We start from the raw sequence: 18,288 nt of genomic DNA, 5'->3' as shown, positions 1-18,288 counted from the left end.
GAAATGACGACCATGACCGAACACTTCGACGACACGACCTTTCCGCTGAGCCCCGAACAACGCGCGGTGCCGGCCGATGCGCCGCGCCTGCTGCTGCGCGCAGACATCGAGGGCGCGCTCGACGCAACGCGGCTGCGCGACGTCGTGACACGCGTGCTGGGTGCGCACGGCGCCCTGTGCAGCGCCATCCGCGCGGTGCCGGGCTACCGCGGTCTGCGCCAGCAGTACACCGAGGTCATGGCGCCGCTGGCCTGGGCGAGCGCCGACCTGCGCGATGCGCCTGAGTCTGCGTTGACCGAATGGCTGGCGAACGTGCAAGCCGCGCCGCTGGACATCGCACGCGGCGAGATGGTCCATGCCGGGCTCGCACGCACCGGTGAAGCACGCCACACGCTGGCGCTTTCCGTCCATGCCTGGGTTGGCGACCGGGGCAGCCTGCAGCACCTGTTCGACCAGATCGCGACGGCCTTCGCTGACGCGAACAGCTTCGATGCGGCCGAGGTGTTCCCCTACGCGCGCTTCGTGACCTGGCGCCAGGACCTGCTCGACGGCGAAGACGCCGCCGAGGGCCGGGTCTACTGGCAGCGCTACCTCGCGCAAGCCTCCGCGCTCACGCCGCCGCGCCTCGCCGGGCGGCAGGCCGGTGTCGCAGAGCAGGTCGCGCGCGTGCGTGCCGACGAATCCATCGACGCCACTTTCGCAGGCCGCATCGCCGCCTGCGCCGACACGCTGGGCGCGCAGCCCGACACGCTGCTGCAGGCCGTCTGGTGGCTGCTGCTGGCGCGCCTGGACGGCACCGGCCGTTTCGCTGCTGGCTGGCAGCACGACTGCCGCCGCGACTACCCGCCGATGCAGGGCGCGGTCGGCGTGTTCGACAAGGTGCTGCCGCTCATCGTCGAGACCACGCCCGAGACACGCTTTGCCGACTGGTTCGACAACTTCGACGGCACGCTGGCCGCGCATGTCGAGGCGCAGGAGTACTGGGCCGTCGATGCACAGAGCATCGGCGCGCACCTCGCGGTCGGCTTCGCGTGCCACGAACGGTCGCGTCGCCACGGCATCGATCCGCAATGGCAGCTGGCTGCACTGCCGGGGCCGCTGCAGGCTTTCGAACTCGCCTTGCAGGTCGCGTGGGATGCCGACGGTGCCGCGCTGTCGCTGCACGCCGATGCCGCGCGCCACAGCGAGGTGGCGGCGCAGCGCCTGCTGATGCAGTACCTCTGCCTGCTGAACGCTGTCGTCGAACGCCCCGACACCGTGCTCGGCGCGCTGCCGCTGGTCGGCCCGCGCGAACGCGAATTGCTGCTGCAGTCGCAGGAAGCCGTGGCCGATGTCGGCACGCAGACCGTCACGCAGCGCATCGCCCATTGGGCCGCCGAAACGCCCGAGGCGCCTGCACTCGAAGCAGGCGAGCAACGCCTGAACTACCGCGAACTCGACCAGCGCATCGGCCGCGTCGCCCATTGGCTGCAAGGGCAGGGCGTGACACCTGGCGCCATCGTCGCGCTGAACCTGCCGCGTGCGCTCGACCTGCCGGTGGCGATCCTCGCCGTCTGGCGCACGGGCGCAGCCTACCTGCCGCTCGACCCCGACTGGCCTGAGGCGCGCCGTACAGCGGTGCTGGTCGACGCGCAGCCCGTCTTCACCATCGACGCGGCGCTGCCCGATACGGCCACGTTGCCTGAGGCGGAAGCCGCATCGCACATCGCCGCACCGAGCGACCTCGCCTACGTGCTCTACACCTCCGGTTCCACCGGTACACCCAAAGGCGTGGCCGTCGAGCAGGGTCAGCTGCAGAACTACGTGGCAGCCGCTTCGGCGGCGATGCAGCTCGGCACCTGCCGCCGCTGGGCGCTCACCAGTTCGGTGGCGGCCGACCTCGGCAACACAGCGCTGTTCGGCGCGTTCTACAACGGCGCCTGCCTCGTCGTGGCGGCACCGCACGAGGCAAAAGACGCCGAGGCCTTCGCGCACTTCATGCGCACACACGCCATCGACGCGCTGAAGATCGTGCCCTCGCACCTCGAAGCGCTGCTCGAAAGCGCCACGCCCTGCCTGCCGCGCACGCTGGTGCTGGGCGGCGAGGCCGCGCCGCGCGCGCTGGTCGAGCGCATTGCGCGGCTGGCGCCGCAGTGCGCCATCTACAACCACTACGGGCCGACCGAGGCCACGGTCGGCGTCATGGTGCACGCCGTCGAAGCCGGTGCGCCCGTGCCTGAGCAACTGCCGCTGACGCGCGTGCTCGCGAACAACCGCGTGCGCGTGCTCGATGCGTGGCGCGGCCTCGTGCCGGCCGGTGGGCTGGGCGAGGTCTACATCGGCGGTGCGCAGCTGTGCCGTGGATACCTGAACCGCGCGAACCAGGAAGGCGGCGATGTGTTCGTCGCCGACCCGTTCCGCGCCGGTGAGCGGCTCTACCGCACGGGCGACCTCGCGTGGGTGCTGCCTGAAGGCGGGCTGCGGCTTGCGGGGCGCGCTGACCATCAGGTGAAGGTCCACGGCTACCGCGTGGAGCCGGCCGAGGTCGAGGCGGCGCTGCTGGCGCGGCCCGGCGTGCGCCAGGCGGTCGTGTTGGCCGTGCCCGATGCGGCCGGTGCGACCACGCTCGCCGCCTTCTTCGTCGGCGACAGCGAGGCGGCCGACGGCCGCGCGCTGCGCGAACAGCTGGCCGCGCTGCTGCCCGCGCACATGGTGCCCGCGAGCTGCACGGCGGTGAGCGCGTTTGCGCGCCTGCCGAACGGCAAGATCGACCGGCTCGCGCTGGCGGCGTCGGCCCCGGCCGAAGTGCCACGGCGCACCATCGCCGCGCCGCGCGACGCACTCGAAGCGCTGCTCGCCGACGGCATGGCCACGCTGCTGGGCAGCGGCCCGGTCGGCGTGGAAGACGACTTCTTCGAACTCGGTGGCCACTCGCTGCAGGTCATCAAGCTGGTGGCGCGCATCCGCAAGCTGCTGCAGGTCGAGGTGGCGGCCGGCGTGGTGTTCGACCACCCGACGCCCGCGGCGCTCGCCGCCGTGCTGCGCGAAGCCAGCGCCGATGCGGTTGCACTCGAACAGCTGGCGCAGACGCACCGGCAGCGCGACCTGGCCGACGAATCCGTGGGCGAGGCCGCATGAGCATCGCCATGGACGAGATCACCCGCACCGTGCACGACGGCCAGGAGGTGCCGCTGTCGTATGCGCAGGAGCAGCTGTGCTTCCTGCAGAAGCTCGAGCCCGGGCTCACGGCCTACAACCTGCCGCGTGTGTTCCGGCTGACCGGTGCGCTCGACGCCGATGCGCTGGCGCGTGCGTTCCAGGCGGTCGTTGCGCGCCACGCGATCCTGCGCACGCACTTCGTCGAGAACGACGGCGTGCCGATGCAGGTGGTGCAGGCCGAAGTGCCCTTCGCGCTGGAACGCATCGACCTCTCGGAGCAGAGCGAAGACGCACAACAGGCCGCGGTCGACGCGCTCGTGCGCCGCACGGCGACGCATGTGTTCGACCTGGGCCGTGCGCCCGCACTGGTGGCGCGGCTCGCAAAGCTCGCAGACGACCGGCACGTGCTGGCCGTCTGCCTGCACCACATCGTGTCCGATGCCTGGTCGAACCCGATCCTGGCGCGCGATCTCGGCGCGGCCTACGCGCTGGCACTGCGCAGCGACGGCCCGGTGCAGCTGCCGTCGCTGCCTGTGCAGTACGCCGACTTTGCCGTGTGGCAGCGCGCCCGCGTGCAGGGCGGGGTGCTCGCGCCGCAGCTCGCGCACTGGAACCGTCACCTCGGCGACGAGGTGCCCTCGCTCGATCTGCCGACCGACCGTGCGCGCCCCGCGCAGCAGACCTTCGCCGGCACCGCGCTCGGCTTCGAGTTGCCGCCGGCCCTGGCGACAGCGCTGCAGAAGTTCTGCCGCGCCGAACGCTGCACGCCGTTTGTCGTGCTGCTCGCGGCCTGGCAGGTGCTGCTGTCGCGCTGCAGCGGGCAGGACGATTTCGCCATCGGCGTGCCCAACGCGGGGCGCCATCGCGAGGAGGTGCAGGACCTGCTGGGCTTCTTCATCACGACGCAGGTGTTCCGCGCGCGGCTCGCGCCCCGGCGCACGCTGCGCGAGGTGTGCCGGCAGGTGCGCGCCGACGCACTCGCCGCGCTCGACCATGCCGACCTGCCGTTCGAGGTGCTGCTGGCCAGCCGCAAGGACCGGCGCGACCCCGCGCGCAGCCCGCTGTTCCAGGCCATGTTCGGCGTGCAGATGGCCGGCGAGGCCGTCGCGCTCGACTTCGCAGGCGTGCGCGCCGAGCTCGAAGAGTTCGACGACGCGGGCGCCAAGTTCGACCTGTCGCTGGACTTCTACATCGACCCGCACGGCGTGCGCGGTCGGCTCGAATACAACACCGACCTGTTCGACGCCACGACCGCGCAGCGCCTGGTGCGCGCCTACCAGCGCGTGCTGCAGGCGATGTCGGACGACCCCGACCGCGTGCTGGCGAACCTCGTGCTCACCGATGCGGACGACGAGGCGCGGCTGCGCGGCTGGAGCGAGAACCTGCCGCACCGCCCGTACACGCAGCCCGTGCACCAGCTGATCGAAGCGCAGGCGCGCGAGCGGCCTGAGGCGGTCGCGCTGGTGTTCGGCGACACGGTGCTGCGCTATGGCGAACTCGACGCGCGCGCCAACGCGCTGGCCCATCGGCTGATCGGCCTCGGCGTGCGGCCCGACATGCCCGTGGGCATCGCGGCCGAGCGCAGCGTCGAGATGGTCGTGGGGCTGCTGGCGATCCTGAAGGCCGGCGGCGCGTATGTGCCCATCGACCCCGAGCTGCCGCGCGAACGCATCGCGTACATGCTCGAAGACAGCGGCGTGACCTTGCTGCTCACGCAGTCGCACCTGCGCGAGGCGCTGCCGGTGGCGGCGCATGTGCAGGTGCTGGCACTGGATGCGCTCGACCTGTCGGCCGAATCCACCGCCTGCCCGCAGGTCGCGCTGCATGGCGAGAACCTCGCCTACGTGATCTTCACCTCGGGTTCCACGGGCCGCCCCAAGGGCGCGGCCAACCGTCACAACGCGCTGTACAACCGCCTGGCCTGGATGCAGGACGCCTACACGCTGGGCAACGCCGACACCGTGCTGCAGAAGACGCCGTTCGGCTTCGACGTGTCGGTGTGGGAGTTCTTCTGGCCGCTGATGCAGGGCGCGCGCCTCGTCGTCGCCGCACCCGGCGACCACCGCGAGCCGGCACGCCTGGTCGAGCTGATCCGCTCGCACGGCGTGACCACGCTGCATTTCGTGCCCTCGATGCTGCAGGCCTTCCTGGCGCACGACGGCATCGAGGCCTGCGCCAGCCTGCGGCGCATCGTCTGCAGCGGCGAGGCGCTGCCCGCCGAGGCGCAGGCGAAGGTGTTCGAGCGCCTGCCGGGCGCGGGGCTCTACAACCTCTACGGCCCGACCGAAGCGGCCATCGACGTGACGCACTGGACCTGCCGCGCCGACGGCCTGAACCACGTCGCCATCGGCCGCCCCATCGCGGGCTGCAAGACCTACGTGCTCGATGCGGGCCTGAACCCCGTGCCGCCGGGCGTGGGCGGCGAGTTGTACCTGGGCGGCATCGGCCTGGCGCGCGGCTACCTGCACCGGCTGGGCCTCACGGCCGAGCGCTTTGTCGCCGACCCGTTCAGCGACACCGGCGAGCGCCTGTACCGCACGGGCGACCTCGTGCGCTGGCGCGACGACGGCCAGCTGGCCTACCTGGGCCGCATCGACCACCAGGTGAAGGTGCGGGGCTTCCGCATCGAACTCGGCGAGATCGAGGCGCAGCTGCTGGCGCAGCCGCAGGTGCGCGAGGCCGTCGTGGTGGCCGACGAAGGCCCGGGCGGCGCGCGGCTGGTCGGCTATGTGTCGCCGCAGCCCGATGCGGCGGTCGATGCGGCCGTGCTCAAGGCGCGGCTGGCCGAAGTGCTGCCCGAGTACATGGTGCCGGCGCTGCTGTGCGTGCTGCCGGCCCTGCCGCTCAACGCCAACGGCAAGATCGACCGCAAGTCGTTGCCCAAACCCGAGCGCAGCGGGGCGCAGGCCTACGAGGTGCCCGAAGGCGCGGTCGAGCAGGCGCTGACCACCGTCTGGGTCGAGGTGCTCGGCCTGCCGCGCGTGGGCCGGCAGGACAACTTTTTCGAACTCGGCGGCGATTCGATCCTGAGCCTGCAGATCGTGTCGCGGCTGCGCACGGCGGGCTGGAAGCTCACGCCGCGCCAGATGTTCGAGCGCCAGACCGTCGCGGGGCAGGCGGCGGTGGCCGAACCCGTGGGCGCTGCGGTGCAGGCCGAGCAAGCGGCAGCCGAGGGCGAGGTGCCGCTGCTGCCTTTCCAGGCTGCGTTCTTCGAAGCCGACATGCCCGAGCGCCATCACTGGAACCAGTCGCTGCTGCTGCAAAGCCGCGAGCCGCTGGTGCTGTCTGCGCTCGAAGCCGCGCTGGCGGCCGTGGTGCAGCACCACGATGCGTTCCGCCTGCGCTTCCATCAGGCAGGCGATGGCCACTGGCAACAGGCCTACGAGGCACTGCCGGCGCGTTGGCGCGAGGAATGGCTCTGGGTGCGCTATGCGGCGAACCCCGCGCAGATCGCTGCGCTGTGCGACGAGGCGCAACGCAGCCTCGATCTTGCGCACGGGCCGCTGCTGCGTCCGTTGGTCATCCGCCTGCCGGGCGGCGACTGGCGCCTGCTGCTGGCCGCGCACCACCTCGTGGTCGATGGCGTGTCGTGGCGCATCCTGCTCGACGACCTGGCTGCCGCGTACACGCAGTGCCGCGATGGCCAACCGGTCGCGCTGCCGCCGAAGAGTGCCAGCCTGCAGGCCTGGGCGCACGCGCTGCAGGTGCAGGCTGCCGCGATGGACGGCGAACTCGCGCACTGGCAGGCCTTCGCTGACGTGCCGGTCGCGCTGCCCTGCGCGCGCCCCGAGGGCGTGAACACGGTGGCGCGCCGCACCAGCATCGCGTGGCAGCTCGACCGCGAGCGCACGCAGGCGCTGCTCAAGGCGGCGCCGGCTGCCTACCGCACGCAGGTCAACGACCTGCTGCTCACCGCGCTCGGCCGCGCGCTGTGCGGCTGGAGCGGGCATGCGCAGCTGGCGATCCTGCTCGAAGGCCACGGCCGCGAAGACATCCTGCCGGCGGAGAAGGCGCTCGACCTGTCGCGCACCACGGGCTGGTTCACGAGCCTGTTCCCCGTGCGGCTCGATCCGTTGGGCGCGTGGGGCGACGCGATCAAGCGCGTGAAGGAAGACCTGCGCCGCGTGCCCCAACGCGGGCTCGGCCATGGCGTTCTGATGCACCTGGGTACGGACGTACAGCAGCAGGCGCTGCGCGCATTGCCGCGCCCGCAGCTGGTCTTCAACTACCTGGGGCAGGTCGACGGTGCGGTTGAGGCCGCATGGTCGCTTGCACCCGAAGACGCGGGCGAACCCGTCGCGGCGAGCGCGCCGCTGCTGCACGAGTTCAGCGTCAACACGCAGATGCGCGACGGTGCGCTGCACCTGACGGTGGACTTCAGCGCGGCGCGGCATGCGTCCGACGATGTGCAGCGCTGGGTGAATCGCTTCGGCGACGAACTCGAAGCGCTGATCGCGCATTGCACCTCGGGCGCTTCCGGTGTCACGCCGTCGGACTTCCCGCTGGCCGGGCTCGACGCCGCGCAGCTCGACGCGCTGCCGCTGCCCGTGGCGCAACTCGAAGACCTCTATCCGCTGTCGCCGATGCAGTCCGGCATGCTGTTCCACAGCCTGGTCGATGCGCAGGGCGAGGCCTACATCAACCAGCTGTGCATGGACATCGACGGCCTCGATGCCGAGCGCTTCCACGCGGCATGGCAGCGCGTGCTGGCGCGCCACGAAGTCCTGCGCAGCGGCTTCCTGGCCGATGGCGCCGCGCCGCTGCAATGGGTGGCGCGCAGCGCCGAGATGCCGTGGGCGGTGAAAGACCTGCGCGAGAGCGCCGACGTGCAGTGCGCGCTGGCTCGGCTGGCCGCGTCGCAGCGCGCGAGCGGCTTCGACTTGGCACGCCCGCCGCTGATGCGCATCGCGCTGGCGCGCACGCAGGCGAAGCGGCATCACCTCGTCTGGACCTACCACCACCTGCTGCTCGACGGCTGGAGCGTGGCGCAGCTGCTGGCCGAGGTGCTGCGCAGCTACGCGGGGCAGGCCGGCGAGCCCGCACCCGGACGATTCCGCGACCACATCGCGTGGCTCGCGGCGCGCGACGCGCAGGCTGGCGAGGCGCATTGGCGCAGTGTGCTGGCCGGCGTGGAGGAGCCGACGCGTCTTGCGACCGCACTGGTGCCGCCCGTTGCACCGCGTCCCGGCAAGGCCCGCCAGCGCCTGGCCTTCGACACCGAAACCACGCGCAGCCTGCGCGAAGCCGCGCGCGCCGCACACGTCACGCTGAACACGTTTGTGCAGGCCGCCTTGGCGCTGCTGCTGAGCCAGCGCACGCGCACCGGCACTGTCGTGTTCGGCGCCACCGTCGCCGGCCGCAGCGCTGAGATGCCGGGTGCCGAGCGCATGCTGGGCCTTTTCATCAACACGCTGCCCGTGGTCGCGCGCCTGCAGCCCGGCCAGCCCGTGGGCGACTGGCTGCGCGAACTGCAGGCGGCGCAGGTCGCATCGCGCGAATACGAGCACACGCCGCTGCACGAGATCCAGGCCTGGGCCGGGATGGGCGGGCAGGGCCTGTTCGACACGCTGGTGGTGTTCGAGAACTACCCGGTCGATGCGGCCTTGCGCGACGACGCGGCGGCGGGCCTCACGTTCGGTGCGGTGCACACGCAGGAAGAAACCTCGTACCCGCTGACGCTGATGGTGCATGACGACGCGGCGCTGCACATCGACCTCGTGCATGCGCTCGACGTGTGCGACGGCGCGCAGGCCGCGGCGCTCGTGGGCCAGTTGCGCGCGGCGCTGCTGGCGCTTGCTGGCGATGCGGCGCAAGCCGTGGGCCAACTGGCGCTGGCCGATGCGGCCGAGCGCGAACGGTTGTCACACTGGTCGCGCGGTGCGTTCACACCGGAAACAGTCGTGCCCGTCCACCACCTCATCGAACAACAGGCCCGCATCAATCCCGACGCACTGGCGCTGGTCACGGCCGAGCATCGCCTCACCTACGCCGCGCTCAATCGCCTCGCGAACCGCTGGGCGCACCGGCTGATCGCGCAAGGCGTGCGGCCCGACATGCCGGTCGCGATCGCGGTCGATCGCTCGGCGGAAACTGTGGTGGGCCTGCTCGCCGTGCTCAAGGCCGGTGGTGCGTACGTGCCGCTCGACCCGGCGTTCCCGACCGAGCGGCTGGCCTACATGGTCGAGGACAGCGGTGCCACGTTGCTGCTCACGCGCCGCGCGCTGATGCCGCGTTTGCCCGACGCAGCGAGCGTGCAGCGGCTGGCGTTTGACCTCGACGCAACCGACGACGACATCGCCGCCTGGCCCGACCACGACCCGGCGGTGCCGGTGCATGGCGAACAGCTGGCCTATGTGCTCTACACCTCGGGCTCCACCGGTCGCCCCAAGGGCGTGGCGATGCGCCACGATGCGGTCGCGCGCCTCATCGCGTGGCAGCTGCACCGCCTGCCGGGCGCGAGCCGCACGTTGCTGTTCGCGTCGCCGTGCTTCGACGTGGCGTTCCAGGAAATGGTCAGCGGGCTGGCCGGCGGCGGCTGCCTCGTGCAGACCACCGACGCGCAGCGGCTCGACCTCGATGCGCTCGAAGACCTGGTGCACCGCGAAGGCGTCGAGCGCATGTTCCTGACCTTCTCGGTGCTGCAGCACTTCGCCGAACAGTCGCTGGCCTCGGGCCGCCGGCTGCCGGCGCTGCGCCAGATCGTCACCGCGGGCGAGCAGCTCAAGCGCACGCCCGCGCTGGCCGAATGGCTGGCGCGCGAATCGCAGTGCCGGCTCATCAACCAGTACGGGCCGACCGAAACGCACGTGGTGAGCGAGTTCGTGCTCGACGGTGCAGGCCTTGACGACCTGCCGCCCATCGGCACGCCCGCATCGAGCGCGCGCCTGCGCGTGCTCGACGCCACCCTGCAGCCCGTGCCGGTCGGCGTGGCCGGCGAGCTGTGCGTGGGCGCCGAGGCGTTGGCGCGCGGCTACCTGCACCGCGCCGGCCTGACGGCGCAGCGCTTCGTCGCCGACCCGTTCGATGCGCAAGGCGGGCGGCTCTACCGCACCGGCGACCTCGTGCGCTGGCGCGATGACGGTCAGCTCGAGTACCTCGGCCGGCTCGACCACCAGGTGAAGGTGCGGGGCTTTCGCATCGAGCTCGGCGAGGTCGAGTCGCAGTTGCTCGCGCAGCCCGGCGTGCGACAGGCCCTCGTGCTGGCGCAGGAAGGGCCGGGCGGCGCGCGCCTGGTGGCGTATGCCGCGGGTGCCGAAGGCCAGCCGCTACTGCCGGCGGCGCTGCGTGCGGGGCTGGCGGCGGCGCTGCCCGACTACATGGTGCCGAGCGTCATCGTCGCGATGCCGCAGGGGCTGCCGCTGAACGCCAACGGCAAGGTCGATCGGCAGGCGCTGCCACCGCCCGAAGCGGCGGAAGAGCGCGCCCATGTGCCGCCGCAGGGTGCCACCGAAGCCGCGCTGGCGGGTCTGTGGGCGCAGGTGCTGGGGCTGCCGCGCGTGGGGCGCGGCGACAACTTCTTCGAGCTCGGTGGGCACTCGCTCGCGGTGCTCAAGCTGCGGCAGCAGGTCAAGGCGCAGATGGGCATCGACCTGCCGCTGCAGCGCTACTTCGAGCTGCCCGACCTGGCCGCGTGCGCGCAGGCGCTCGACGCACAGGGGCCGGCGCAGGCGCAGCAGGCCGCACAGGCCGAGAGCGACCTCGATCGCATGGATGCATTGTTGGAAAGTCTGGGGGGTTGAGTGAGCAGTAGCACTAGCAGCAGTAGCAGCGAACGCGGCAGGGCCATCGCCCAACGGCTGGCAGGTTTGCCACCGGCGCGGCAGAAGGAATTCATCGCCGCGCTTCGTGCGCAGGGCATCGATTTCGGCCGCCTGCCGATCGTGCCCGATCCGGCCGCCGTGCCTGGCGCGCCGCGGCCCGCCTCGTACGCGCAGGCGCGCCAGTGGTTCCTCTGGCAGATGGACCCCGAGAGCACCGCGCAGCACATCTCGGCGGCGCTCACGTTGCACGGTGCGCTCGACCTTGCGGCGCTGCGTGCGAGCCTGCAGGCGCTGGTCGTGCGGCATCCGTCGCTGCGCACGCGCTTCGGCGTGAGCGACGACGGCGTGCCGCAGCAGACCGTGTCGCCCGAGGCCGTGCTCGACCTGCGCGAAGCCGATCTGCGCGCCCACCCCGCGCAGGTGCGCGACGAGGCCGCGCGCCTCGTGCGCATGCCCTTCGATCTGTCGCGCGGCCCGCTGCTGCGCGTGGGCCTGCTGCACACCGGCGAGACCGCGCACCTGCTGGTGCTGGTGATGCACCACATCGTGTCCGATGGGTGGTCGATGCAGTTGCTGGTCGATGACTTCGGTGCGCTGTACCAGGCGCACCGCCACGGGAACGACGCTAACGTGCTCGCCGCGCCCGCGCTGCAGTACGCCGACTACGCAGCCTGGCAGCGCAACTGGCTCGAAGCGGGCGAGGGCGAGCGTCAGCTCGCCTACTGGACCGAGCGGCTCGGCGGCGAGCAGCCGCTGCTGCAATTGCCTGCCGACCGCGCGCGTCCGCCGCAGGGCCCGTACCTGGCCGCGCGCCACCGCCTCGACCTGCCGGGCGAGCTGACGCAGGCGCTGCGCCGCCGCGCGAGCGCCGAGGGTGCGACGCTCTTCATGGTGCTGCTGGCCGGCTTCCAGGCGCTGCTGCACCGCTACACGGGCCAGGGCGACATCCGGCTCGGCGTGCCTGTGGCCAACCGCGACCGGCCCGAGACGGCCGGCATCCTCGGCCTGTTCGTCAACACGCAGGTGCTGCGTGCCGAGCTGGCCGGTCACACCACGCTGGCCCAGGCGCTGGCGCAGGCGCGCGAGGCGGCGCTGGGTGCGCAGGCGCACCAGGACCTGCCGTTCGAACAGCTGGTCGAGGCGCTGCAGCCCGAGCGCAGCCTGAGCCACCCGCCGCTGTTCCAGGTGATCTTCAACCACCGGCAGCAGGACCTGGGCGCGCTCGACCGGCTCGAAGGCCTGCGCATTGAACCCTGCGAACTCGACGAACAGGCGGCGCCCTTCGAACTCGCGCTCGACACGCTGGAGCAGGCCGACGGCACGCTCGGCCTGAGCTTCACCTACGCCCGTGCGATCTTCGAACCCGCCACCATCGAGCGCATGGCCGCGCACTACATCGCAGTGCTGCGCCAGCTGGCCGACGACCCCACGCGCACGTTGCGCGAGGTGGCACTGCTCGGTCCGCAGGAACACGCCCAACTGCGCGAATGGGGCGAGGGCCGGGACACCGCCTGGGACGAGGTGCCCGTGCACCGGCTCGTCGAACGCCAGGCCGCGCTGCGGCCCGAAGCCACGGCGCTGATCGTCGACGGCGTGCCGATGAGTTTCCGCGACTTCAACGTGCGCGCCAACCGGCTCGCGCACGCGCTCATCGCGCAGGGCGTGCAGCCCGAGGACCGCATCGGCCTCGCGGTGGAGCGTTCGCCCGAGATGGTGGTGGCGCTGCTCGGCGTGCTGAAGGCGGGCGCAGCCTACGTGCCGCTCGACCCCGACTACCCGCCCGACCGACTCGGCTTCATGGCGGCCGACAGCGGCGTGCGGCTGCTGCTCACGCAGGCGCGCGTGCGCGAGCGGCTGGGCGCCTCGATGCAGGCGCTGCCCGCGCTGCTGCTCGACGGCGGCGTGCTCGACAGCGGCCCCGACGGCGCGCCCGATGTCGCGGTGCATCCCGAGCACCTGGCCTATGTGATCTACACCTCGGGCTCCACCGGCCAGCCCAAGGGCGTGGCCGTGGCGCATGGCCCGCTGAGCATGCACATCCAGACCATCGGCCGCGCGTACGGCATGACGCCCGAAGACCGCGAGCTGCAGTTCGCGTCGATCAACTTCGACGGCGCGCACGAGCGCATCTGGACGCCGCTGGCCTTCGGCGCCACGCTGATGCCGCGCAGCCAGGAGCTGTGGACCGTGCACCGCAGCCGCGAGGAGATGCGGCGCCACGGCATCACAGTCGCCTGCTTCACGCCGGGCTACCTGCAGCAGATGGCCGACGAACTCGGCGAAGAAGGGCGCGTGCCCACGCTGCGTTCGTACACCGTCGGCGGCGAGGCCATGGGCCGTGTGGCCTGCGAGCGCGTGATGCAGACGTTGCAACCGCCGCGCCTCATCAACGGCTACGGCCCGACCGAGACGGTGATCACGCCGACCATCGCCAAGGCCTATGCCGGCACCGCCTTCGACGCGGCCTACCTGCCCATCGGCGCGCCCGTGGGCGACCGCCGCGCCGTGGTGCTCGACACCGACATGAACCTGGTGCCGCCCGGCATGGCCGGCGAGCTGTACCTCGGCGGTTCGGGCCTGGCGCGCGGCTACCTGAACCGCGCCGGCCTGAGCGCCGAACGCTTCGTGGCCGACCCTTTCGACACGGAGGGTGGGCGCCTGTACCGCACCGGCGACCTCGTGCGCTGGCGCGCCGACGGGCAGCTCGAATACCTGGGGCGCCTGGACCATCAGGTGAAGGTGCGGGGCTTTCGCATCGAACTCGGCGAGGTCGAGGCGCGTCTGCGCGCGCAGCCCGGCGTGCGCGAGGCCGTGGTGGTCGCGCGCCAGCGTGCGGGCGGCGCGCTGTTGCTGGCCTACGTGTCGAGCCTCGATGCGCAGCGGCCGGTCGATGCTTTCACGTTGCGCGACGGGTTGGCGCAGGTGCTGCCCGAGTACATGGTGCCGTCGGCGATCACCGTGCTCGCGGCGCTGCCGCTGAACGCCAACGGCAAGGTCGACCGCGCCGCGCTGCCCGAGCCGGTGTTCGCCGCTGCAGCCGACACCTGGGAAGCGCCGCAGGGCGCGGCCGAGGAGGCGATGGCGGCCGTGTGGACCGAGGTGCTCGGCGCGCCGCGCGTGGGCCGCAACGACAACTTCTTCGAACTCGGCGGACACTCGCTGCTGGCCATGCAGCTGCTCGAGCGGCTGCGCCGGCAGGGCTTCGGTGCGCAGGTGCGCACGCTGTTCCAGAACCCGCGTTTTGCCGACTTCGCGCGCGCCACGCTGGAGGCCGGCGCGTCGTCGCGCCCGGCGCCGGCGGTTCCTGACAACGCGATTCCCGATGGCTGCACCTTGCTCACGCCGCAGATGCTGCCGCTGGTGACGCTCGACGACGCGCAGCTGCGCCGCATCGAAGCCGCCGTGCCCGGTGGCGCGGCCAACATCCAGGACATCTACCCGCTCGCGCCACTGCAGGAAGGCCTGCTGTTCCATCACTTGATGCAGGCCGAGGGCGACGTCTACGTGCAGTCGCTGCAGATGCGCTTCGACAGCCAGGCGCGGCTGCACGCGTTCATGGACTGCCTGAACCGCGTCATCGTGCGCCACGACATGTTGCGCACGGCGGTGCTGTGGGAGGGGCTGGCGGAGCCGGTGCAGGTGGTGCACCGCCACGCGCCGGCCGAGATCGAATGGCTGCCGATCGACGCCGCCGCAGGCGATGTCGCCGCGCAGCTCGAAGCCCATGTGCGCCCCGGCCACTACCGCCTCGACGTGCGCCGCGCGCCCATGCTGCGCGCCATCGCCGCGCACGATGCGACGGGCGGCGGCTGGCTGTTGCAGCTGCCAAGCCATCACCTGGCGCTCGACCACGTCTCGCGCGACCTGCTGGTCGAGGAAATCACGCTGCTGCTGCAGGGCCGTGCCGATGCATTGCCCGCGCCCGTGCCATTCCGCAGCTTTGTCGCGCAGGCACGGCTCGGTGCCGACGTGGCCGAGCAGGAGACCTTCTTTCGCCGCATGCTCGGCGACGTGCGCGAACCGACCGCGCCCTTCGACCTGTTCGATGCGCGCGGCGACGGCACGGCCGTGGAAGAAGCGCACCTCGAACTCGACGCGGCGCTGGCGCAGGCCGTGCGCGCGCAGGCCCAGCGCAGCGGCGTGAGCGCTGCCACGCTGTTCCACCTGGCGTGGGCGTTGGTGCTGGCCAAGACCACGGGCAAGGACGACGTGGTGTTCGGTACCGTGCTGTTCGGCCGGCTCGCAGGCGGCGAGGGCGCAGGGCGCGCGCTCGGCATGATGATCAACACGCTGCCGCTGCGCGTGACGCTGGGCCGCAGCCATGCGCTGGCCTGCGTGCGGCAGACGCACGCCGCACTGGCCGGCCTGCTGCACCATGAGCACGCGAGCCTGTCGCTCGCGCAGCGCTGCAGCGCGGTGCCCAAGGGCACGCCGCTGTTCTCGACGCTGCTGAACTACCGCTATGTGGCGCAGGCGCCCGATGCGGGTGCCGATGCGGGCGGCTGGGAAGGCATCGAGACGCTCGGTGCGCAGGAGCGTTCGAACTACGCCTTCGCGCTGTCGGTGAACGAACGCGCCGACGGCTTCGCACTGACCGCGCAGGTCGATGCATCGGTCGGTGCCGCGCGCGTGTGCCAGTACATGCACGACGCAGTGCGCCGCGTGGCCGACGACCTCGCGCGAGCGGCCACGCACCCGGTCGCGGCCTTCGACCTGTACACCGCCGACGAGGCGCAGCGCCTGCAGGCCTGGGGCGAGAACACGCCCGCCTACCAGCACACCGCACCGGTGCACGTGCTGGTCGCACGCCAGGCTGCGCTGCGGCCCGAAGCCACGGCGCTGATCTTCGGCGACCACACGCTGAGCTACGGGGCGCTGGAGGCACGCGCCAACCGGCTGGCGCACCACCTCGTGCGCGCGGGCGTGCGGCCCGAAGTGCGCGCGGGCCTCGCGGTGCGGCGCTCGGCCGACATGGTCGTGGCGCTGCTCGCGATCCTGAAAGCGGGCGGCGCGTATGTGCCGCTCGACCCGGCCTACCCGCCGCAGCGGCTGGCCTACATGGTGGAAGACAGCGGCGTCGCGCTGCTGCTGGCCGACGATGCCGTCGTGCTCGACCGCATCGGCATGCCCGAGGTGAAGGCACTGACGCTCGACACGCTCGACCTGTCGAACGGACCTTCGCACGACCCCGGCGTGGCGGTGCATCGCGAACATCTGGCCTATGTGATCTACACCTCGGGCTCGACCGGAAAGCCCAAGGGCGTGGCCGTGGCGCATGGCCCGCTGGCGATGCACGTGCAGTCCATCGGCGAGGCCTACGGCATGACGCCCGAGGACCGCGAGCTGCAGTTCGCGTCGATCAACTTCGACGGTGCGCACGAGCGCACCTGGGTGCCGCTGGCCTTCGGTGCGGCGCTGATGCCGCGCGACGAAGAGGTCTGGCCGGTGGAGCGCACCTGCGCCGAAATCGCCCGTCACGGCATCACGATTGCCTGCTTCACGCCCGGCTACCTGCACCAGATGGCCGAGCTGATGGGCGAGGCCGCGAGCCGGCTGCCGATTCGCTCCTACACCGTGGGTGGCGAGGCGATGCCGCGCACCAGCTTCGCGCTGGTGCAGTCGGTGCTGAAGCCGCCGCGCATCGTCAACGGCTACGGGCCGACCGAAACGGTGATCACGCCGATGATCGCCAAGGCCGCGAGGGGCGAGGGCTTCGATGCGGCCTACATGCCCATCGGCCGCCTCGTGGGCGACCGCACGGCCTATGTGCTCGACGGCGCCATGAACCAGGTGCCGCCCGGCGTGGCTGGTGAGCTCTACCTGGGCGGCGATGGTCTGGCGCGCGGCTATCTGCAGCGCGCGGGCCTGAGCGCGGAACGCTTCGTGGCCGACCCCTTCGGTGCGCCGGGCGGCCGGCTCTACCGCACCGGCGACCTCGTGCGCTGGGAGAGCGACGGTCAGATGGCCTACCTCGGGCGCATCGACCACCAGGTGAAGATCCGCGGCTTTCGCATCGAACTGGGCGAAATCGAGGCGCAGCTGTTGGCGCTGCCGCAGGTGCGCGAAGCCGTGGTCGTCGCCAGCCAGGGCGCGGGCGGCGCGCGGCTGGTGGCGTATGTCTCGCCGCTGGCGGGCGAGCGCATCGAGCCTTCGCGGCTGCGTGCGAGCCTTGCGGCGCTGCTGCCTGAACACATGGTGCCGACTGCGATCGTGGTGCTCGACACGCTGCCGCTCAACCTGAGCGGCAAGGTCGACCGCCATGCGCTGCCGTCGCCGGTGTTCGCCGGTGGCGACGGCTACGACGCGCCGCGCGGAACCGCCGAGCAGGCGCTCGCGCGCATCTGGTCCGAAGTGCTCGGCGTGGAACGCGTGGGCCGCGACGACAACTTCTTCGAGCTCGGCGGCGACTCGCTGCTGAGCCTGAAGGTGATGGCGCAGGCACGCCGCCTGGGCCTGCCCGCGCTCGACCTGAAGCTGCACGACTTCCTGCGCGCGCCGACCATCGCGGGGCTGCTGGGCGGGCGTGCCGATGCGCCGTCGCTGGTCGCCCTGAACGCCGTGGTGCCCGGTGCGGCGCCGCTGTTCTGCATGCACGCCGCGCTGGGCACGGTGTACGACTACGCGCCGCTGGCACGCCGTCTGCAGGGCGTGCGCACCGTGTACGGCCTGCCGTGCCGCATGCTCGCCGACCCTGTGCACCGCGATGTGTCGCTGGCGCGCATGGCCGACGACTACGCCCGCATGGTCCGCGCTGTGCAGCCGCAGGGGCCGTACCACCTGCTGGGCTGGTCGCTCGGCGGCGCGCTCGCTGCGGCCGTGACGGCGCGGCTCGAAGCCGAAGGGCAGGCCGTGGCGTTTCTCGGGCTGGTCGATCCCTATGTGCCCGAGCCCGAAGCGCGCATGCAGACGGTGGACGACGACGGCCGCCGCGACTTCGCCTACTTCGTTGCCTCGGCCTGGCCTGCGGCGCGCCTGGAAGGGCTGCTGGACATCGACGATTTCGTCAGCGACGAAGCCACGGTGGCCACGCTGATCGCACAGGCCCGCGCGCAAGCGCAGGCCCGCGGCGATGCGCTCGAGATGCCGGCCCATGCGAACCTGCCCGACGATGAACTGGCCCGCATCTTCCTCACGAGCCAGCAGCTGAAGGCGATCGAGACCGAAGCCCTCGTGCCGCTGCGCTGCCGCGCCGAGTGCTGGTGGATCGCGCGGCGCCCGGCGGCAGACCGCGCCGCGCTCGCGCTGCAGCTGGGCCAGCCGGACCTCGCGGGCGCCACGGCGCTCGACGAGGACCACCATGCGATCCTGCGCAGCCCGGTGCTGCTGGCGCAACTGGGCGAGCGACTGGGCGAGGCCGAGGCCCTCGCGGCCTGAGGCCCGGGCATAAAAA

3 protein-coding genes are annotated in these 18,288 nt (G+C 72.0%); all 3 read left to right on the top strand.

Annotation, left to right across the window (positions count from 1 at the left end; translation table 11 throughout):
- Positions 1-12: 12 nt before the first annotated feature.
- The 3 genes from IG196_RS21695 to IG196_RS21685 are packed head-to-tail and all read left to right on the top strand — an operon-like array spanning position 13 to position 18,272.
- Positions 13-3,117, top strand: coding sequence for a non-ribosomal peptide synthetase (locus IG196_RS21695; RefSeq protein ID WP_192192963.1), 3,105 nt, complete (start codon positions 13-15; stop codon positions 3,115-3,117).
- Positions 3,114-10,877 (top strand): non-ribosomal peptide synthetase, encoded by a 7,764-nt coding sequence (locus IG196_RS21690; protein WP_192192962.1) that lies wholly within the window; start codon positions 3,114-3,116, stop codon positions 10,875-10,877. Before IG196_RS21695 ends, IG196_RS21690 begins: the two co-directional genes overlap by 4 nt.
- Positions 10,878-18,272: an amino acid adenylation domain-containing protein gene (locus tag IG196_RS21685; RefSeq protein WP_225616759.1), complete on the top strand. Its 7,395-nt coding sequence runs from the start codon at positions 10,878-10,880 to the stop codon at positions 18,270-18,272. It begins immediately after the preceding gene.
- Positions 18,273-18,288: the final 16 nt, after the last annotated feature.

Source organism: Variovorax sp. 38R, from assembly GCF_014843395.1.
In the GTDB taxonomy this organism is placed as follows: domain Bacteria; phylum Pseudomonadota; class Gammaproteobacteria; order Burkholderiales; family Burkholderiaceae_C; genus Variovorax; species Variovorax paradoxus_H.
Note: the sequence above shows the minus strand (reverse complement) of the source record. Positions and strands in the feature narration are given on the sequence as shown.

Coding starts and splice junctions, on each gene's coding strand:
- IG196_RS21695 (WP_192192963.1), top strand. CDS start 13: ATGACCGAACACTTCGACGACACGACCTTTCCGCTGAGCCCCGAACAA.
- IG196_RS21690 (WP_192192962.1), top strand. CDS start 3,114: ATGAGCATCGCCATGGACGAGATCACCCGCACCGTGCACGACGGCCAG.